Here is an 18,106-nt window from a genome sequence, read left to right on the forward strand (position 1 = left end):
TGGTAGTTAGCTCCTGGTGTCAATTGTTTTAAGTTAGTTTATGTTTGTTAGTTCGTCGAATTCTGTTTTGAGGGGGAGTGTTGATCAATCATGAGTTACGTTTACTTTTATTGGCGCCGGCGATTGCTTGGGGGATATTACCACTTGTTGTGAGCGCTACTGGTGGGCGTCCCGTTAATGAAATTTTTGGAACGGCATTAGGAACTTTGATCGTTGCAGTCATTGTTGACCTGTTTTTACGACCAACGATTGATACTAAAAGTTTTATCTTAGCACTAGTAGCTGGGGCATTTTGGATTGTCGGCCAATTAGGACAATATACTGGTTATGACGCCATTGGTGTTGCCCAAACAATGCCAATTTCAACTGGCCTGCAGCTGGTAGGAACGTCACTGGTCGGTGTTGTCATTTTTGGTGAATGGAGCACCGTTACGGCCAAACTAATTGGTGCACTCGGCATTCTCATCTTAATTGTTGGTGTTATCTTAACCTCAATTCGGGACAAGAAAGATACGTTATCTAATAAGGGAAACAGAGGCACAATCATCATGTTAGTGTTCACGACGATTGGGTTTATTACGTATAACGCAATCCCTAAAGCTTTATCTGATTCAGGGATTGCCATCTTTTTACCTGAATCGATTGGCATGGTTCTGGCCGTTCTTGTTTATTTGTTGTTCACGCGTCAGGGAGCTGCATTTCGAGAAAGTGCCAGCTGGCGTAACATCATCGGCGGTGTTGTTTTCTCTGTAGCTTCACTGACCTATATCTTGTCAGTTCGTGAAAACGGTGTGAACACCGCATTTATTATTTCACAGCTGTCCGTTGTGATTTCGACACTTGGCGGTCTATTGATTTTGAAAGAAAAAAAGTCACGGCGAGAATTGTTCGCGACATTAGGCGGCTTAATTTTAATTGTTGGCGGTGCTGTTATCACAACATTCATTTAAGGAGTGTGACACTTATGTACGAAGACTTAAAGGGAAAGATTGCTGTTATCACAGGTGGCTCAAAAGGGATTGGTGCGTCAATTGCCGAACGTTTTGGTCAAGAGGGCATGAACGTTGTGATCAACTACAATAGCGATCCTAAGGGCGCTCAACAAACAGCAGATATCGTTACAAAAGCTGGTGGTCAAGCCGTAATTGCACAGGCTAATGTGGCTAATGAAGAGGGTGTTAACAGTCTAATGGCGGCGGCACTTGATGCTTTTGGCGATCTAGATGTTTGGGTGAACAACGCCGGAATGGAGATTAAGTCACCTACCCATGAGCTCTCACTTGATGATTGGAACAAGGTCACTGCGATTGATCAGACTGGTGTTTTCCTTGGTTCTCGAACAGCTTTGGCTTATTTTAAAGAGAAAAACAAACCAGACAATATTATCAACTTGTCATCAGTGCATGAACGTATTCCATGGCCAACGTTCGCAAGCTATGCTGCTGCCAAAGGTAGTGTCAAACTTTTCACACAGACGATTGCGATGGAATATGCTAAAGACAATATCCGAGTTAATGCTATTGGACCTGGAGCGATTAATACACCAATTAATGCAACAAAATTTGCAGATAAAGCGCAGTATAACCAGACAGTTAATATGGTTCCAATGAATCGTATTGGAACGCCAGAAGAAGTAGCTGCCGCCGCTGCGTGGTTGGCGTCTTCTGAATCTAGCTATGTCACTGGCATCACTTTATTCGTCGATGGCGGCATGACACTTTATCCTGCTTTCAAAGACGGTCAAGGCTAGTTTATCCTTGATAATAGTAACGATTATTATCGACCTATTTCGTAAAAGTTTATCTAGTAAAAGGAGAGATCAACATGAGTGAAATACCAACTATTCAATTAAACGATGGCACTGAAATTCCTGCAATTGGTTTTGGGACATTTGAAATTCCGAGTGACGGCAGTACTTATAAAGCAGTGTCGACAGCTTTAAAGGATGGGTATCGACATATTGATACGGCTGTGGCATATTTTAATGAAAACGAAGTCGGCCAAGCAGTTCGCGATAGCGGCATTCCACGAGAGCAAATTTGGATCACAAGTAAATTATGGCTGTAAGATTACGGCTATGAGCCTGCTAAAGCAGCAATCGATGTTTCGTTAAAGAAATTAGGTCTGGATTATATTGACTTGTATCTCATTCATCAGCCTTATGGCGACGTTCCTGGTGCTTGGAAAGCAATGGAAGAAGCAAACGTGATGGTAAGATCCGCTCAATTGGGGTTTCAAACATGACGCCAAAAATTTGGAATCGTTTCGTCCCACAATTTAGTACGTTACCTTCCGTTAATCAAATTCAGTACAATCCGTATTTGCAGCAAAAAGAAATCCGAAAAATCATGGCCGATAGTAACGTCAAACTAGAGGCATGGGCACCGTTGGGGCAGGGGAATAAAGATTTATTCACTGAACCAGTCATTGAACAGTTAGCTGACAAGTACAACAAAGATGCGGGACAAATCATTCTGCGTTTTGAACATCAAGAAGGGGCAATCGTTTTTCCACGTTCGGTTCATGAATCAAGAATGAAGAGCAACATGGCTATCTTTGATTTTGAACTCACAGACAGTGAGATGGATACAATTCGAGCACTTGACCGTGGCAAAGCAGCTTGGGATCCAGACACACCGGGGGCAGCAGAAATGTTACTTGGTGCGTATGACGTTCATGCGAATGATTGAGTAAGCTGTAAGTGTAAAAGGAAGTGCTTAATTGGGGAAAATAGGCGTATTCGGTGCTACTGGTCACCTTGGGCACGATGTGATTGAACAGTTGTTGAAACTAAAAGTACGTCCAGCCGATATTTTGGCTTTTTATCGTGATCGTCAAAAAGCAAGCCAGTTCATTGATGCAGGCATTACCGTCCGAGAAGCAGATTACCATGATGCTCAATTTTCAGCTGCCACATTAAATGGGGTTGAAAGGCTATTGCTCATTTCAACAAACGACCCCGATCACATTGCCTTTATGCAAGATCATCTCAATGTGATCAAAGCTGCCAGAAATGCTGGTGTCAGTCAAATTGTTTACGTTGGACTGGCTTTCCCTGAGAAAACGACGATGCCGATGAAAAATTGGCATTTGGCAACTGAATATATGGTTAAAGCTAGTGGGATACCGTATACCATATTGCGGAATTCCTTTTATTCAGAGGTCAACTTGGATCCAGTTGAACTAAAGTTTGAAGCCGACCACGGGGTTGTTTACAGTAACACGAGCAATGCTGGGTTGAATTTTGCCCCGCGTGCAAATTACGCTTTAGCGGCAGCGACGGTACTAACTCAGGATGGTTATCTTAATCAGACGTTCAACTTGACAACACCCCGACCTTACACGTTTAAAGATATCACTGCGGATCTTTCAGAAATCACGCAAAGGGTGATTCAAAATACTGATGAGTCGCCTGAGGAGATAAAACAAGCACTCAGTGATTTGGGCGTACCTGATGTCTTACAGCAGTACAAGATTCATGCAAGTTATCAGGATGGTTGGGCTTCCCACACATCTTTAGACTTGCAGCAGATTATTGGTAAAGAGAACGTTTTGTTTCCCAAGCAGACACTTTTAACAATGAAACAGGATGGTTTGTTGTAAATCATCCTATTTGGAGGCGTAAATATGAAGTACACAGTGACAGGGGCAACTGGAAATTTAGGTCAATTAGTTGTTGATCAGCTGCTAGCGGATGTTACACCGAGTGATGTTCGCGCGACGATTCACAACCCTAAGAAGGCATCGTTATTTGAACAAAAGGGCATTGAGACTCGGACGATCGACTATGCTGATGTGACGAGCATGGTTGACGCTTTTCAAGGGACGGATGTGCTCGTGTATATTCCAAGTAATATTTATAATGTCCTGCAGGCTGTCAGTGAATTTGAAAAGACGTTACAAGCGGTTCAAACCACAGGCATTAAGAATATGGTCTACGTCGGTTTTTATGCCGACCAGGAACGAAATCCATTTGTGATGTCGTCCTATTTTTGGTATGTACCGCGGCGTTTAGCATCAACTGATCTGCATTTTGCTGTTTTAAAAAATGCCATGTATGCTGACCCACTCGTACCCTATTTACCGGAGTTGATCGAGCGCGGCGCAATTATTTACCCTGTTGGCCAAGCACCACTATCTTATATATCAAGAAATGACAGTGCTGAAGCAATTGCTACCGTGGCGACAACGCCGGCGCTTCGCAATAACGGGCAGCTATACACGCTTACGCAACCTGAATCCTACGACATGGATACCTTGGCAACAATTATGAGCGATATTACGGGTGCTAAGATCGGTTACGCCCCCATGACACTCAGCGCGTTTATTGAGGCTTATCGAGCTGAGGGTGATGGCGTCGAGCTAGGCTCGATGTACCATGCTGGCAATCTTGGGTTACTCAGTACGGTTACAGACGACTTTAAGCAAATCACGGGACATGATGCACAACCAATGCCAAGTTTCCTAAAAGCGCACTATCAAAAATAAGGGGTGTACCCCCTTTTAATAAGGAGGAACCTAATCACAAAATGAAAGTTGAAGAAGCAATCACACAACGACATTCAACCAGAGCTTTCACTGACCAAAAAATTTCAGAGGATAAAATTCGAAAAATTATATCACTCGCACAACTTGCGCCATCGTGGGTCAACTCGCAACCGGCACACGTTTATGCTGCAACTGGTACGACCCTTGAACTCATTCGTCAACGGCAAGCCAACGCAGTTCGGACTGGGGCGGCCAGCAAGACTGAAGTGCCCACAGTATCTCGAAGCAGTTTTCCAAAAGAAAAACAGGATAACATGGCAAAATGGTATGCTTCAATTCCAGATGCAATTGGGTCAGAATGGCAAAAATACAATAATGATGCTGCCTTGAAACTGTACAATGCCCAGCTGATCCTGTATCTAACGCTTCCCAAAAATCATGCCGAATGGTCAATGTTTGACTTAGGACTCTTCGCGGACAATATTTTGCTTGCTGCTAAGGAACAGGGGCTAGACTCGATGACAGCCTATTACTTAGTCATGTACCGCAAATACTGCGTGAGACGTTGCCAATTTCCAAGAACGAACGGATTATCGTGGGAATTGCATTAGGATATAAACAAGATGACGCGACGATTAATGGGATTACTTCAGAACGGGAGCCTGTGGATGACGTGTTAACTGTTGTTAAGTAAACTGGAATAATCAATTTGGCTTCTCACATGATGACACTAAATTTTAGGAGGACGCAATCATGGACTTTGTTACCCTCAACAATGGTATAAAAATGCCGATCATTGGTTATGGGACTTTTCAGACGCCGCTGAAGGCAACTGCAGATGCTGTGAGTCAAGCAATCGCGGCGGGTTATCGTAGTTTTGACACTGCTCAAGTCTATGGCAACGAAGCAGGGGTTGGTTCGGCTATTCAAGCAAGCGGCATTGATCGCTCGGAATTTTTCATAACGTCGAAAACGCAAACGCGTGGTTACACTGAAACAAGCCAGGGGTTAGACGCTTCTTTACAACGGTTAGGGACAGATTATTTTGATATGCTGATCATTCATTGGCCTACGAAGGAAAGTCTGGAAACGTATCGGGCACTAGAGGACGGCGTTAAGGCTGGTAAAATTAGAGCCATTGGTGTGAGCAACTTTAACGGCCAGCAACTAAAGGATTTAGTGAAAGCCAGTGATACTGTACCAGCTGTTGATCAAATTGAGACCCATCTCTTCTGGCAACAGCAAAAAATGAGTCCGATTCTGCAAGAGTTGGTTATCGTCCACGAAGCATGGGCACCATTAGCAGAAAGTCAGGGGTCAACAATGATGAAATTGCCTGAAATTCAACTGTTAGCTGAAAAGTATCAGGCAACCCCGGCACAGGTGCTTCTTCGGTTCTTGACGCAACAGGCATCGTTGTTATTCCAAAATCAATGAATATTGACCATCAAAAGAGCAATCTTGATAGTCTCGGATTTACAATGACGGATGAAGAAATCGCGTCATTACGCAAGTTTGACAAGCATCACTCAAATTAAAAATTGGCCGGCTTCGATGGCCGAAAAGGCTTACTAAACCGTTTAAAAAGAGAAATGAGGGTTCCCATTTCTCTTTTTGGATGTCAAATTAGCTCGTTTAATCCTAAATTGCAGTTATCTCTTGACCTATAGCACGGTATAGAGACTATGCTATTTTGCGTTGTTACTGAAAGGGGTTTCTATTTTGACATCAAAAGTAAAACAACGAATTGTATTGATAATTGCACTATTAAGTTATTTTTTGACAGCGTTAAGTACGTCAATTGTGATTACCGGGTTGACTAAAATATCTGCTGATCTCCATCTCGATCAGTTAGGACTTTCTTGGGTTCAAAATGCGTATGGCTTAGCGTTTGGCAGCTTTATTTTGTTAAGTGGTCGTCTTAGTGATCTACTCGGTCGCAGGCGTGTTTTGAACATGGCATTAGTGATTTTTAGTATTGGTTCTCTGATTGCTGGATTTACCGACCAAACAGTTGTGATGATTGCAGCGCGTTTTTTACAGGGCATTGGGGCCGCAATATTGGCACCAACGTCAATGGCACTGCTGATGGACTATTTTGAAGGACCGGCATTGGTGAGGGCGATTGCCTGGTACAGTTCTATTTCCGGATTGGGTGCTAGTGTGGGTCTAGTTTTGGGCGGTGTTCTTGCCAGCTATTTGTCTTGGCGGATCGGCTTTTATTTAAACGTACCGGTCGCTTTAGTCATGTTGTGTCTTTCAGTAGTCACTTTAAAAAAGTCGCGTGTGCGCCATGAATCATTTGATTGGATCGGTACTGTTCTGTCAGTTATTGGTTCGGGCATACTTGTGTATGCAGTGAACGGCGCAAAAAATGGTGTACTATTTTTGATAATCGCCCTAATCCTTTTGAGCACTTTTGTTGGCTATGAGAAGAAGAATCAAGCACCAATCATGCCGCTGTCAATTTTTCATAGCAGGCAGCGTGTTCTGGCATATTCGATTCGTGCGCTATTCGTAGGCGCGATGATGGGCTTTTGGTTTTTTATTTCCGAATATTTGCAGGAGGTTTTGCATGCTACACCATTGCTCACTGGATTTGCGTTTTTACCAATGACGTTGACTCTATTTATCACCGCCATTTTGGTTCCTCGACTGATTATGAATTGGGATAATAAGCACACCTTAATTTTAGCCAATGTTTTGTTAGTTATCGGTTTTTTGTGGATTTGGATTGGCGGTAACCACGGTTATTTGACGACGGTCATTATGCCAATGATTTTGTTTGGCATAGGTCAGGGACTGGGATTGACGCCGTTGACAAATTTTGGGATCGCGGATGTGCCAACTGCTCAGACCGGAGTCGCTTCAGGGATGGTTAATACTGCCCATCAATTGGGCAGTGTTCTTGGTTTAGCCATCATGGTCAATATTAGTTCTGCACTAGTCAACGCTCAAAATATTGCCGGTCAGTTTCGGATAGCCATGTTTGTCGGCCTTATTTTGACGATTGTCTGTACTGGACTATCACTGATGATTCATGTAGAAAAGAAATGATAAAATGAGAATTTCCGAGGTAAGTCAGCAGTTTAATATCTCGATTCAAACGCTCTATTATTATGAAAGAGAAGGGATTATTCCGCCCATTCAGAAAAACAAAAGTGGCAATCGGGATTATACCAGTGACGATTTAAAGTGGATCCATTATATTCGCTCTTTACGCCGCGCGCATGTCTCACTCGAACAAATAAGGCGGTATGTCGCTATGGTTCAGGTGGGGCAGTCGACGCGTGCTGAGAGGTTGGCTCTTTTGAAAAATCAGCGAAAGGAATTGGAACGGCAAATTTCTGGGTTACAAGATTCTTTGTCTTGGATCACGCATAAAATTGACTATTTCGATACGTATAAGCAAGATTTAGAAGGGGTTGTTTCAGTGAACCAAAAGAAACCCTGTGTTTAGATGCTAATCCCAATTGAAACGATTGAAAAATGAAAAATAGTGAGACCCATTATTTTGGTGCTGTCATTAATTTGAAGAATTTCAAAACCACCTTTCCCAGTTTGAGAGAGGTGGTTTTTAGTAGTTGTTTAAAAATAGGGTCGCAAAAAATGACCAGACTTGTTTCTAGGCATCAACAATATTAAAAATCATTGGTGAATTCAGTCACAACCTGATTAAACTTTTCTGGATACTCAAAAAACAGCATGTGGCCTGCATCACTAAACCGCACAAATTGACTATTTGGTATCAAATCACTCACATGCTTTGTACTCTTCCAGTTAACAAGACTGTTTTCTCCTGAGAGTACCAAACTTGGCAACGTAATGGTCGGCAACACATCACTCCAATCTAACACATGGTGGTTGAAGATAAGTTGCGATAAGAAGTTGACGTTGCCTAATTGTGAATCAGTGACAAGATCATCAATATTCAGGGTGGTTTTATGTAAAAGGGAACGGATGAATGTTTCTATTGTTTGGTCCGTATGGTCACGCATGTTGTTTTGGAATGCGATTAAATCGTCAATTGACATGGCACCTGTTGGGTTATCCGGGTCGGCAGCTGCTAAAGCTGGCTCATCGACGAAGATAAATTTCGCTAAGCGGTCGGAACCAAACAAGTCCCAGTAACACCACCCAACCGAGGCACCCATTGACCATCCAAGATAGGTCACATTCGTGAGGTTGAGTGAGATTAGCAGTTCGTGAATATCAGTTGCTAACCGTGATACACGGGGACCCTTTGTCGCTTTGTTTGAGTGTCCCTGACCACGAAGATCGACTGCAATGACCCGAAAGTGTTTGCTGAGTTCAGGAATGTTATTTTTAAAATAGCGACTCGTACACCCGTAACCATGGGCAAGAAGCAGCGCAGGACCAGATCCTGTGTCGGTGAAGTAAATTTGTGTGTCATCTGAAGTTATGTATTGAGCCATGATGTTGCCTCCTGAAATTAGAATATATTTTATTTTATTCTAATTATATTTTAATGTAAACAGAATCAGTTATTATTAAGAAACTATAAAAAGTCATGATAGCGTATCATGACTTTTGAGTAGTTATCGTTTGACTGACTTGATGCATAGCATTGAAATACCACCAATCAATGAGAAAATGAATGAAACGATGAAGATGGCAGAGAAACCGAACCAGGCTATCACGGCAGCAGCAATCACTGGTGCAATGGCTTGCGTAATGGTATTGCCAAGATTATAAATACCAAGGAAGAACGCGACTCGATCCGGATCTGGAATAACTTCTAGGTTCAACAGATTATCGAGTGAGTTCCAAATACCCATCCCAAGACCAGCTGCAAAGGCGTAGATGATGATTCCCGTGTTGTTACGTAATAAGAAGAGTGACAGGGCGCCGATTGCCAGAAAGATCGTGGAGAAGCCGACTGGCCATTTTAACACTTTAAATTTGTCTGAAAGGGGCCCAGCAACAAATCCCATTAAAATACCGAATACCAACATGATTGCATTGATAAGTTGGATTGAAGACTGGGTCTGATTACCTCTGTGAAGAAAATCGGTCATGATGTAGAGGATGTATCCTGTAATGGCGAAGTTTCCAACCCCTTGGAAGAGTTTTCCGATTAAAGCCAGATAATAATCACGGCCAACATGCCAGCTTGGAAAGATGGATTCTAAATCTTTGAGGGACATCCGTCTTTTCTTTGGGCTGCGCTGTTTGTTCAGCAAGATTGCTTGGCTCATGAACGATGATGACGGCAATGAGCGTTCCAATGAAGGCGAAGATCCCAAAAATAATGAACCCAAGTCGAAACTGCCCTAACAACATTGCGCCAACCACGTTAAATGCATTGTTCCCAAGGGCCATTCCTAAACCACCATAGGCTGACGATGCGGTGCCACGACCATCCTTTGGGGCAAAAATCGATCCAGGCCACCATTGGTGCAACAATAAAGTTTAGGGCGGCTTGACCAACCATCCAGGCAATTAGTAGGTATGGAATGGTTGTTGAAAATGAAGCCAGGATCATGGCTAACATGAAGACGAAGGCGCCACCAATAATCCAGGGTGCTCGCTTGCCAAAACGAGAGCGGGTCTTATCTGAAAGCGCACCTGCAATCATGTTTGAAAGTGCAGCGACAATCATGCCACAGGTTGAGAACAGCGCAACAAGGTTAACCTTATTAGCGGCATCTAAGTGTTGAATTAATGCAGGGAGAAACAAGCTATTCATGACGATGTAGGGACCCAACCAACTGGCGGGACCAATAATGAGTCCTGGCACCAGTCGTTTAAGCGAAATCGTAGTTTTATTTTCCATTATTATGGTCTCCTTGTTCGTGATTGATGACGGTATAGTAGTTAAATTCGGCGTGTGAGTTGTGCTGGTAAGCGTCGACACTGCCAATAAAATTAAACAGGCCAGTGAAACCACCGATCTCACATGGATCACCGTTGACACCTTCATCAGATAGATAAGTGACATCTAGTGTCTTACCAAATGGCGTCCATGCTGATTGTTCAGGTAAACGATCGAATAAAGACAGACTGCCATTGACGTACGTTAACTGCAACTCTGCCGTGCTATTAGGAACGGCAATTTAAGTAAACACGTGGTCAATCCGCTCACCGAGTTTTGCCTGCAGTAACTTTAAAACGGTACCGCTTTCATTTTCGGCTTGAGTGAGGTGCAGATAGACCCAATTATTTGAATCGTAGTACAACCCCAATCCCGCAGTTTGTGAATAGTGCGTTGGTTTAAAGGTTAATTGAGTTGTGACCGAATAATTGAACGAGGTTGCGCGGGTGGCCATAATGGCTGGGTTTAACTTTGAGAAGAAAGAGTTTTCACCTTTAATTGTTAACTGACCAGGATTTGAAGTGGTGTTGACCCAAGCAGATTTTTGCTCACGATAAGGGTTATAAAACGGTTGTCATAAGTTGCGCCTTGGAAGTCCTCATGAATGTCGTTAAGCGTAAGATCCTGCCTGACGTCAGAACTGTTTTTCGGCGCCTCAACAGTGGCTTTTGCTAAGTTAGACCCGTCTGCCATCCGTAGCCACCCATCGGCTGTCCATGTCATTTTTTGGAGTGCCGTTTCGCGGCCAAGAGGATTTAATTTTGTGTTTGGTAACGGGCGAGACATCAGATGCGCAACGTACCATTCGCCGTCGGTCGTTTGAACGAGTGATCCATGGCCGGATTTTTGAATTTGTGCCTTAGGATTAAACATTTCGAAGTGCCCAGCGTCGGGATCACCCAGTGAAAACAAATGGTTAGGCGATGAGGTAATAATTGGTTCGTTTGTTGGGTCCGACTCGTAGGGACCGAAAATCCGTTTCGAACGGCCAATTTCTACACCATGTGCGTAACCAGTGCCACCAGCCGCGAGTAGGAGGTAATAATAGCCGTTGTGCTGATAGAGCTGTGGAGCTTCAGCACAACCGCGTGTGGTAAAGCCGGTTGTGACGCGATGCCAATCGCCAATGATACCACCATTATCCAGGTCCACTTCGGCAATGACAATGTGGCCGGGGGCTTGATACCCAGTTCGAGTTTCCCATTCCAAAATTGATAGGTAATGTTTACCATTCTCTGCGTGTAATAAAGCTGGATCAAACCCGATCGAAGTTAAATAAATGGGCTTTGACCAGGGCCCTTCAATATCCGTCGCCCACATCGCAAAGGAGTCTGAATTAAATTCTCGACCAGCCATGTTTTGCATGTGGGAATAGGCTAACCAAAACTTCTTCGTGGTTGGATCATATGACAGGTGGGGTGCCCAGATACCTGCTGGTGTACTGGTCCCGCGAAGATCAATTTCATGATTGGTTAATGCGTAGGTCAGTAGTTGCCAATTAACTAGGTCCGTTGAATGAAAAATTTGAACGGCAGGGGTCCAGTGAAAAGTTGAGGTTGCAATGTAATAATCATCACCCACACGAATAATTGATGGGTCAGGTGCCATTCCAGAAATAATTGGATTTTGAATGGTTGCCATTATTAAACACTTCCATTTCTATTGTTGATAATTGCATTAAACAGGCGCTTTCTTAATAGTGAGCTGAAACGATGACTGTCTAGTGAACGAGATTCATGGTATTATGAAAGCGAATACACATCAATCTTTTCAGTTGGTTGTGTCATTAAATTAATGCTTATAGGTAAGAAATGTCACTTTTAGGAGGGTTACAATTAATGACAGCCCATCATGAACAAATTGTCTCAAATCTGGATATTGGTGTTCGCTTCTATGCGTCAAATGTGACCACAAGCGGTTACGTGCCGTTTCACTGGCATAGCAGTATTGAACTTGTTTGCGTGATGTCGGGAAAACTGACCTTTAAGTTTGACGGGGAATCACACATTGTTGGCCCGCACCAGTTTATGGTCGTCTCGTCTGGCGTTGTCCACGATGTGACTAACAGTCCTAACCGCGCATTTGTGTTGCAGATTCCGCTCAGCTTCTTTGCACAATACTATCAACACCCTGAAACATTGAATTTTCGCATTAACCCCTCTAACTCAGTACGCTATCAACAGATAGTGGCGTCTTTTCTGAAGCTGAATGACATCGTCCTTGCTCATCGTGAGGGGTATCGCTTCGATATGGGGGTTCAACTATTAACGATGCTAAAAACACTGATTTTAAACTTTACGGATGCGGATGAACCGCTGACGAAAGATACGTCTGGTATCAAAGAGATCATTGTGTACATTAACGGACACTACGCAATGCCGCTGCAGGTTGAGACGCTCGCTCGTCAATTTGGATACAACGCCAGCTATCTTTCACGACTTTTTAAGTCACAAACCGGCGTCACTTTAATTCGCTACATCTATAACATTCGTCTCAATGCCTTTTATCAAGATCTAATCAAATCTGGCACTCCTATTGATAAACTGTACGCCAAACATGGATTAACGAATAAGCGGACCGCACGTCAATTGTTTAGCGACCAGTATGGTAGCTTGCCAAATGAGGTCCGACGTCGAGCACAACAAAAACGACTACAGTTCAAGACGGGCTGTAGTGCGTTTTGCATTTTATTTAAATGGAAATGTTATTTTGGTTCTTGAAAACTTGGGAATGACTACTTCTCGCGTGCGTCCTCAAACGCCGTATTCAACAACCCCCGCAGCTGGGCTTCCCCGCCAACTGTCAACAGCCGCTGGTAAGACCGGTTTAGATCCGCCCATAACTGTTTCAGTGTGGGTTGCAGCTGCTTGCCATCGATCGTCAGCGTGACAATGACGCTGCGGCCGTTTGCGGTTCGCGTGATCAGGGTGCGTTGTTCAAGTTTGTCTAAAAAGCGGGTAATGGTTGAGCGATCGAGTGACAGGTCATCCGCTAATTGCGAAGGTGACACGTCGTCGCCGTCATTCAACGACATTAAAATGAAGGCCGCGGTCGGGGACAGGCCAACGCGTTTGAACTGCTGGTCACTAATTTTGGTAATTAGTCGCGTGAAGCGGGCGCTGGAAAAATAGAGACAGTCCGCAAAATCAATTTTACTCATTTGGATACTCCTTTTTAAAGTGGGATGTTAAACAAATTATACACCCGCTTGAACACTGGTCATGCCGCCGTCGATCACGAGCTCTTGGCCGTTGACGTAGCTGGCAACATTAGATGCTAAAAATGCTACTGCTTTAGCGATCTCATCCGCAGTCCCAAATCGACCGCGGCACATTGGCCATCATCTTAGTGAGTCGGTCAGTCGCAATCGTTGTTTCATTGAATTGTTCGGTGTTGGTGTAGCCTGGTGACACTGCGTTAATACGGATGCGGCGATCCGCAAGTTCAAGGGCCAGACTTTTGACGAGGTAGGCGATGGCGGATTTTGTTGAGGAGTAGAGACTAGCATCAGCCAGACCACGGTGGTAAGTCCAGGATTCGTTGATGATTATACTGGCGTCCGTTGGCATTAATGGCAGTGCCTGTTGAATCGTGAAAAAGGTGCCTTTGTAGTTCAGGTTTACTTGCGCATCGAAATCCGCTTCTGTAATGCGATCAAAGGGTTTAAACACCCCAAAGCCAGCATTGGCAAACAGGGTATCAATATGGGTAAACTGTTCTTTGATTTGGGCAAACACTGATCTGATGGCACTTACCTGTGAAAGATCAGCTGTCAATACGATGAGCTTCGGGTACTCCTGGGCTACCTGTTGTGCTTTGGTTGCGTTGCGGCCGATCACGATGACATTGTCGTAAGTGTGCGTGAGGCGAAGGGCAGTGGCGAGGCCAATACCAGAAGTACCGCCAGTGATGACGGCGTTTTTTAATTGAGACATGTTTGGAACCATCCTTTTTAAAGTAATTGTTGTTGATTGTACATACAATTATAAACGCTGTCAAGGCATAGGAACCTAAACTGAACCTTAATTTCGCTGGTAAATATTAACGCTTTGGTAGTCTAGTTAACATAACAAAAATTATTCCAAGTAAGTAATCAAGAATATCAATCACCGACGATCGTGACAACAACAGGCCGTATCCCTCATTTATCAGTCAAAATCCCCGGGTCGTTTAAAGTTGAAATTCAGAATAAAAACTTAATCATTTTTTGCTGCGCATCCTAGCTCAGAAGGCGTAGAATGAATAAATTGAATTCAAAACGCAGAACGTGAGCGTTGATGAGGGGTGAGGGCATGAAGAAACGGCTTTGGGTCATTGCAGTGACGATTTTGATCATGATGGTTGGGTTCAGCCAGTTTACGGATGGCAAGCAGGCCAGCGTGAAACGACCGCTAAGAGCCGTAGCAACCCTGTATATTCATGGACATCATGCGGATCCCGGCGCCATGAACTTTTTGATGGCCAGTGCGGCTTGGGAGGACAACGCTCACTTCGTCGTCACGGCAACCGTGTCGCCTAAGGGAAAGGTCCACCTCAGCGGTAAATGGCCAGCTGGGACGAAGCACCCCATGGTCAAAGTGCTGTTCCAAAACAATCGCACGCGGAATTACCGCCTCTTGCGCGTTTGGCTGCATAACGTGTTGGTCACGCTGCATCATCGGTATGGCATTAAACGGTTTAACGTGGTTGCCCATTCCCTTGGCAACGCGGCAGTCATGAACTATGAATTAGCAAACGGGCATAAACGGGGGTTGCCGAGACTGCATAAGTACGTGGCGATTGCCGGTAACTTTGATGGCATTCCGGGCCGGCATAAGCATCAGCATCCGAACTACACGATGGCGGATGGCCTGCCACACTGGCGCGCACCATGGTTTAAATATGCTTACCGGCATCGCAGCCAGTTCAACATGCGCCAGGCTTCTATCCTGAACATCTATGGTAATTTGCGAAACGGCACGCATTCGGACGGTAAGATCCTGAACGCTAGTACGAAGTCGCTCAAGCCGCTGATTCAAGGGCACATTGGGCATTACGAAACGCAGGAGTTTGTGGGTAAAAATGTTCAACATCGCCACTTACGCGAGAATCCGCGCGTGGCTAGTCGTGTGAACCGATTTTTGTTTCACTAAAAGATGTCACGACAAAAAGCGCTTCTATCAGGTTGTCACAACCGCTGATAGAAGCGCTTTGTCGTGCAATGTGTTAAGACTCGGGATGACCATTTTTTATTGCCTGCAGTAGGCCGATTCCTTGAGGAGTCCAGTCGAGTTCCTGTTGGGTAAGCGAACTGCTGCCCCAAATATCGCGTGAGACAAATGGGGATAACCAGCCAAAGGTGGCGGGGGCGTCCGCGACGCTACTCTCTTTTACGGGAAGCTGATTTTCTTGTCCAATTAACGCAGCGATGTCCTTGATGGCCAATGATTGTTCGCCAATGCCGTGGTACACATGTCCTGGAAGCCCTTTTTCAACCGCAAGTCGATACAAGTCGGCAATATCGGCGACGTGAACTGAAGCCAGTGCTTGCCGGCGATGTAGGCAGCACTCTTGTTTTCAACAGCAAGATGTTCTAGTTCAGCAGCAAACCCGTGTGCCGTTTCACCGTGCACGGTTGGCGCTGGTCGAACGATGCAAGTCGTGACCCCCTTTGCGGCATAGTCGAGGGCTAACCGTTCACTTGCACTGCGATCAGATCTCGCGAATGCCGGATCGTCTAAAACAGCAGCTGTTTTTTCGGTCGGCATGGGGTCGGCAGGAAGTTGACCTAACGCCGAGGTGATCACAAACGGTTTTTGGGTCCCAGACAATGCATCACCAACGGTTTTGATAAAAGCCTGATCCTGCCGCTGGGGGTGTCTTCGAATGGGGTTCCAGGTTTTGGAAAACGCAGATCAAACGCCAGGTGGATGATAGCGTCAGCCTGAGTTGCTTGCTGAGAAATGAGGTCAAGTGAGGTGATATCTCCCATGACGGGGATTGCACCATTTGCAGTCGCCACTGCAGCTGAAGCATCTGAACGCGTGAGTGCCGTCACATGATGCCGTGAGCGATGAGATTTTTGGTCAGCTCACTGCCGATAAAACCTGTTCCGCCAGTAATAAAAATGTTCATAAAGAAAGCCTTCTTTCATTGATCGCACGCTTAAGTCGTTTAAAATGAATCACATATTGGGCAGTATAACGAAACCTATTCCAAGCCCTCCGGAAAGGCATTCGCCAGCATTCCCTTTGCCATTTGGTGTTCGGCAGTATCAGGGTCAGTCATTGCCAACTTCTGCAGTTCGGCTGCATACCCGGCGTTGACGCGGATCTCATTGGTCGTCATACCAGAGATGGCCTCCGCAACCAGATCAGTCAGTTTCATATTGTTTGGTGCATCCGTTGAGACACTGTCCTCAAGGTTCGTTTCGGCAACCAGCGGCGGGACGAGTTCCATGACGTGAACGTTGTCGTGCCCTGCAAACCGCAACTGTTCGCGCAGCGCGTCGGTAAACATGTGAACACCCGCCTTTGATGCAGAGTAGGCCGGGTGAACGGGGGTCGTGAGGTTAGCGAGACCAGAAGAAACGTTGATGATCAGCGCTTCTGTTTGTGCAACAAGTTGCGGCAATAGCAGTTTATCCACGGCCATCGTCCCCAGTAGATTGATCTGAATATCCTTGACCATCGTTTGTGGATCAATGGTGTCGTCAAAGAGACTGAACCGGGGCATGGTACCGGCAGAGTTGATGACGATATTTAAAGCGGGGAATTGTTGGCGCACCTTAGTCAGTGGTTCGGTGAGCGATGCCAGGTCACTGACGTCCGCCTGAACGGTGTCAAAACTGGGGTGAGCTGCCTTGACAGCGGCCAATTTGTCAGCGTTGCGGCCTAAAACGATGATGTGGTTATCCTGAGCACTTAGTGTTTCTGCCAGCGCGAGGCCGATACCTGACGTGCCGCCAGTAATTAAGATCGTGTTGTGTTGTAGATTCATAGATGTTGCCTCCTAATCGCAATTGGTTACATTTTATTTATATTGTAACTTAGAGACTAAGATACACGTTCCAGTTACAAAAGTCAATAAATGTTACCGAAAATGAATTTATGGTATACTTTGGCTATGGAAAAAATAACGAAAAACAAAATACTGGATGCGGCAGCCGCGCTGGTTGAACAGGGGAACATGCGCCAAGTAACGCTCACCCAGGTGGGCGACCAGCTGGGCATCAGCCACGCAGCGCTCTACAAACATTTTAAAAATAAGCGTGATCTGTGGACGTCCCTGTCATTGCGGTGGCTTGACCAAATTTTAGTTGCCTTATTTCCGTTTGACACGGCCGGTTACACGTCGAAACTGACGATTGCTCACGACTGGCTGTGGACGTTGGTCGAGGGAAAACTGCAGGCCAACGTGCGCGACCCGAAGATGTTTAAGCTGTACACGACCTACATTGATGATAATCCAGAAGTGCTGTCGATTCACCAAAACGACCTTAAGCAAAGTCTCATGCGGGCGTTGTCAACGGATAATGAGACTGCTGTTTCAGCGTTGCTGACTGCGTTCACGGTCTTCTCTGCGCCAGCGTTTTCCGCTTCGTGGGGTGATCACACGCAAACAGAATTTGAAGCCGTGTGGCAATTGATCGCACCTGGGTTACAGCGCACGCTAGACGAATAAACTGTTCCGGTTGTCAACTAGACTGGCCGGGGCAGTTTTTTGGTCTGCCAGATGAGAAGGGCGACATCTATGGTGATTGAACTAGTGAATGACTGTTATTTTAAAAGAGCATCAATTTAA

General features: G+C 45.1%; 22 protein-coding genes and 2 pseudogenes. 12 read left to right on the forward strand and 12 right to left on the reverse strand.

The genetic code is table 11. The annotated features are described in order from the left end of the window. Positions 1-80 precede the first annotated feature (80 nt). The 9 genes and pseudogenes from JCM11969_RS11820 (at position 81) to JCM11969_RS11860 (ending at position 7,948) form a co-directional block, all read left to right on the forward strand. Complete coding sequence (locus JCM11969_RS11820) at positions 81-950, forward strand: GRP family sugar transporter (protein WP_225353280.1); 870 nt, start codon at positions 81-83, stop codon at positions 948-950. A gap of 14 nt (positions 951-964) precedes the next feature. Further along, entirely contained in the window at positions 965-1,750 is a 786-nt protein-coding gene (locus JCM11969_RS11825) for a glucose-1-dehydrogenase (RefSeq protein WP_054711487.1), read from the forward strand. Positions 1,751-1,824: 74 nt separating this feature from the next. Further along, positions 1,825-2,690 (forward strand): annotated as a pseudogene (locus JCM11969_RS11830) (aldo/keto reductase). Positions 2,691-2,721: 31 nt separating this feature from the next. Then, positions 2,722-3,603: an NAD(P)H-binding protein gene (locus JCM11969_RS11835; protein ID WP_054711490.1), complete on the forward strand. Its 882-nt coding sequence runs from the start codon at positions 2,722-2,724 to the stop codon at positions 3,601-3,603. A 24-nt stretch (positions 3,604-3,627) separates the two neighbouring features. Next, on the forward strand, positions 3,628-4,488 hold the full coding sequence (locus tag JCM11969_RS11840) for an NmrA family NAD(P)-binding protein (protein WP_054711493.1): 861 nt from the start codon (positions 3,628-3,630) through the stop codon (positions 4,486-4,488). Between the two features lie 41 nt (positions 4,489-4,529). Beyond that, a complete protein-coding gene (locus JCM11969_RS11845) occupies positions 4,530-5,099 on the forward strand; it encodes a nitroreductase family protein (protein ID WP_054711495.1) in 570 nt (189 codons plus the stop codon). 142 nt (positions 5,100-5,241) lie between these two features. After that, entirely contained in the window at positions 5,242-5,925 is a 684-nt protein-coding gene (locus tag JCM11969_RS11850; RefSeq protein ID WP_225353281.1) for an aldo/keto reductase, read from the forward strand. A 285-nt stretch (positions 5,926-6,210) separates the two neighbouring features. After that, positions 6,211-7,545, forward strand: a complete 1,335-nt coding sequence (locus JCM11969_RS11855; protein ID WP_054711497.1) for an MFS transporter — start codon at positions 6,211-6,213, stop codon at positions 7,543-7,545. 4 nt (positions 7,546-7,549) lie between these two features. Then, a complete protein-coding gene (locus JCM11969_RS11860) occupies positions 7,550-7,948 on the forward strand; it encodes a MerR family transcriptional regulator (protein WP_054711499.1) in 399 nt (132 codons plus the stop codon). A 181-nt stretch (positions 7,949-8,129) separates the two neighbouring features. Here JCM11969_RS11860 and JCM11969_RS11865 read toward each other — a convergent pair whose 3' ends face one another. The 5 genes and pseudogenes from JCM11969_RS11865 to JCM11969_RS11885 all read right to left on the reverse strand — a co-directional run bounded on the left by JCM11969_RS11865 (position 8,130) and on the right by JCM11969_RS11885 (position 11,965). Beyond that, entirely contained in the window at positions 8,130-8,924 is a 795-nt protein-coding gene (locus JCM11969_RS11865; RefSeq protein WP_054711501.1) for an alpha/beta fold hydrolase, read from the reverse strand. A 123-nt stretch (positions 8,925-9,047) separates the two neighbouring features. Beyond that, complete coding sequence (locus tag JCM11969_RS11870) at positions 9,048-9,656, reverse strand: MFS transporter (RefSeq protein WP_173585425.1); 609 nt, start codon at positions 9,654-9,656, stop codon at positions 9,048-9,050. Continuing rightward, positions 9,604-9,831: a hypothetical protein gene (locus JCM11969_RS11875; RefSeq protein WP_173585424.1), complete on the reverse strand. Its 228-nt coding sequence runs from the start codon at positions 9,829-9,831 to the stop codon at positions 9,604-9,606. Before JCM11969_RS11875 ends, JCM11969_RS11870 begins: the two co-directional genes overlap by 53 nt. After that, entirely contained in the window at positions 9,806-10,285 is a 480-nt protein-coding gene (locus JCM11969_RS11880) for an MFS transporter (protein WP_054711503.1), read from the reverse strand. Before JCM11969_RS11880 ends, JCM11969_RS11875 begins: the two co-directional genes overlap by 26 nt. Next, a pseudogene (locus JCM11969_RS11885) lies at positions 10,275-11,965 on the reverse strand (glycoside hydrolase family 43 protein). The gene JCM11969_RS11880 and the pseudogene JCM11969_RS11885 overlap by 11 nt, the downstream one beginning before the upstream one ends. Positions 11,966-12,162: 197 nt before the next feature. On the opposite strand from JCM11969_RS11885, the gene JCM11969_RS11890 reads away from it, so the two are divergent. Next, positions 12,163-13,044, forward strand: coding sequence for an AraC family transcriptional regulator (locus JCM11969_RS11890; RefSeq protein WP_082409326.1), 882 nt, complete (start codon positions 12,163-12,165; stop codon positions 13,042-13,044). A 14-nt stretch (positions 13,045-13,058) separates the two neighbouring features. On the opposite strand, the gene JCM11969_RS11895 is transcribed toward JCM11969_RS11890, so the two are convergent. Genes JCM11969_RS11895 through JCM11969_RS11900 form a run of 3 tightly spaced genes read right to left on the reverse strand, consistent with a single transcriptional unit; the run spans position 13,059 to position 14,259 of the window. After that, positions 13,059-13,484: a MarR family winged helix-turn-helix transcriptional regulator gene (locus JCM11969_RS11895; RefSeq protein WP_054711505.1), complete on the reverse strand. Its 426-nt coding sequence runs from the start codon at positions 13,482-13,484 to the stop codon at positions 13,059-13,061. 36 nt (positions 13,485-13,520) lie between these two features. Then, a complete protein-coding gene (locus tag JCM11969_RS19960) occupies positions 13,521-13,658 on the reverse strand; it encodes an SDR family oxidoreductase (protein WP_082409328.1) in 138 nt (45 codons plus the stop codon). Continuing rightward, a complete protein-coding gene (locus JCM11969_RS11900) occupies positions 13,627-14,259 on the reverse strand; it encodes an SDR family NAD(P)-dependent oxidoreductase (RefSeq protein WP_054711507.1) in 633 nt (210 codons plus the stop codon). Before JCM11969_RS11900 ends, JCM11969_RS19960 begins: the two co-directional genes overlap by 32 nt. Before the next feature lie 357 nt (positions 14,260-14,616). Here JCM11969_RS11900 and JCM11969_RS11905 point away from each other — a divergent pair, with 357 nt between their 5' ends. Further along, the gene (locus tag JCM11969_RS11905; RefSeq protein WP_054711509.1) at positions 14,617-15,456 is read left to right on the forward strand and encodes an alpha/beta hydrolase; all 840 of its coding nucleotides are present in this window, start codon (positions 14,617-14,619) and stop codon (positions 15,454-15,456) included. Positions 15,457-15,529: 73 nt separating this feature from the next. Here the strand turns inward: JCM11969_RS11905 and JCM11969_RS17805 are convergent, their stop codons facing one another. The 4 genes from JCM11969_RS17805 to JCM11969_RS11915 all read right to left on the reverse strand — a co-directional run bounded on the left by JCM11969_RS17805 (position 15,530) and on the right by JCM11969_RS11915 (position 17,302). Then, entirely contained in the window at positions 15,530-15,748 is a 219-nt protein-coding gene (locus JCM11969_RS17805; RefSeq protein ID WP_156319350.1) for a Rossmann-fold NAD(P)-binding domain-containing protein, read from the reverse strand. Beyond that, positions 15,721-16,134 (reverse strand): Rossmann-fold NAD(P)-binding domain-containing protein, encoded by a 414-nt coding sequence (locus tag JCM11969_RS11910; RefSeq protein ID WP_054711512.1) that lies wholly within the window; start codon positions 16,132-16,134, stop codon positions 15,721-15,723. Before JCM11969_RS11910 ends, JCM11969_RS17805 begins: the two co-directional genes overlap by 28 nt. Positions 16,135-16,357: 223 nt before the next feature. Beyond that, a complete protein-coding gene (locus JCM11969_RS20465) occupies positions 16,358-16,438 on the reverse strand; it encodes an NAD-dependent epimerase/dehydratase family protein (protein WP_156319353.1) in 81 nt (26 codons plus the stop codon). A gap of 75 nt (positions 16,439-16,513) precedes the next feature. Beyond that, positions 16,514-17,302 (reverse strand): SDR family oxidoreductase, encoded by a 789-nt coding sequence (locus JCM11969_RS11915; RefSeq protein WP_054711514.1) that lies wholly within the window; start codon positions 17,300-17,302, stop codon positions 16,514-16,516. A gap of 126 nt (positions 17,303-17,428) precedes the next feature. On the opposite strand from JCM11969_RS11915, the gene JCM11969_RS11920 reads away from it, so the two are divergent. After that, on the forward strand, positions 17,429-17,986 hold the full coding sequence (locus tag JCM11969_RS11920; protein WP_054711553.1) for a TetR/AcrR family transcriptional regulator: 558 nt from the start codon (positions 17,429-17,431) through the stop codon (positions 17,984-17,986). Positions 17,987-18,106 lie beyond the last annotated feature (120 nt).

It is taken from the genome of Secundilactobacillus paracollinoides DSM 15502 = JCM 11969 (assembly GCF_001311135.1).
Taxonomy (GTDB): Bacteria; Bacillota; Bacilli; order Lactobacillales; family Lactobacillaceae; genus Secundilactobacillus; species Secundilactobacillus paracollinoides.

Excerpts from the sequence above, each read along its gene's own strand:
- JCM11969_RS11825 (WP_054711487.1), top strand. The coding sequence starts at position 965 with ATGTACGAAGACTTAAAGGGAAAGATTGCTGTTATCACAGGTGGCTCA.
- JCM11969_RS11840 (WP_054711493.1), top strand. The coding sequence starts at position 3,628 with ATGAAGTACACAGTGACAGGGGCAACTGGAAATTTAGGTCAATTAGTT.
- JCM11969_RS11845 (WP_054711495.1), top strand. The coding sequence starts at position 4,530 with ATGAAAGTTGAAGAAGCAATCACACAACGACATTCAACCAGAGCTTTC.
- JCM11969_RS11850 (WP_225353281.1), top strand. The coding sequence starts at position 5,242 with ATGGACTTTGTTACCCTCAACAATGGTATAAAAATGCCGATCATTGGT.
- JCM11969_RS11860 (WP_054711499.1), top strand. The coding sequence starts at position 7,550 with ATGAGAATTTCCGAGGTAAGTCAGCAGTTTAATATCTCGATTCAAACG.
- JCM11969_RS11865 (WP_054711501.1), bottom strand. The coding sequence starts at position 8,924 with ATGGCTCAATACATAACTTCAGATGACACACAAATTTACTTCACCGAC.
- JCM11969_RS11870 (WP_173585425.1), bottom strand. The coding sequence starts at position 9,656 with ATGTCCCTCAAAGATTTAGAATCCATCTTTCCAAGCTGGCATGTTGGC.
- JCM11969_RS11875 (WP_173585424.1), bottom strand. The coding sequence starts at position 9,831 with ATGGCCCTTGGGAACAATGCATTTAACGTGGTTGGCGCAATGTTGTTA.
- JCM11969_RS11880 (WP_054711503.1), bottom strand. The coding sequence starts at position 10,285 with ATGGAAAATAAAACTACGATTTCGCTTAAACGACTGGTGCCAGGACTC.
- JCM11969_RS11890 (WP_082409326.1), top strand. The coding sequence starts at position 12,163 with ATGACAGCCCATCATGAACAAATTGTCTCAAATCTGGATATTGGTGTT.
- JCM11969_RS11895 (WP_054711505.1), bottom strand. The coding sequence starts at position 13,484 with ATGAGTAAAATTGATTTTGCGGACTGTCTCTATTTTTCCAGCGCCCGC.
- JCM11969_RS19960 (WP_082409328.1), bottom strand. The coding sequence starts at position 13,658 with ATGTGCCGCGGTCGATTTGGGACTGCGGATGAGATCGCTAAAGCAGTA.
- JCM11969_RS11900 (WP_054711507.1), bottom strand. The coding sequence starts at position 14,259 with ATGTCTCAATTAAAAAACGCCGTCATCACTGGCGGTACTTCTGGTATT.
- JCM11969_RS11905 (WP_054711509.1), top strand. The coding sequence starts at position 14,617 with ATGAAGAAACGGCTTTGGGTCATTGCAGTGACGATTTTGATCATGATG.
- JCM11969_RS20465 (WP_156319353.1), bottom strand. The coding sequence starts at position 16,438 with ATGAACATTTTTATTACTGGCGGAACAGGTTTTATCGGCAGTGAGCTG.
- JCM11969_RS11915 (WP_054711514.1), bottom strand. The coding sequence starts at position 17,302 with ATGAATCTACAACACAACACGATCTTAATTACTGGCGGCACGTCAGGT.
- JCM11969_RS11920 (WP_054711553.1), top strand. The coding sequence starts at position 17,429 with ATGGAAAAAATAACGAAAAACAAAATACTGGATGCGGCAGCCGCGCTG.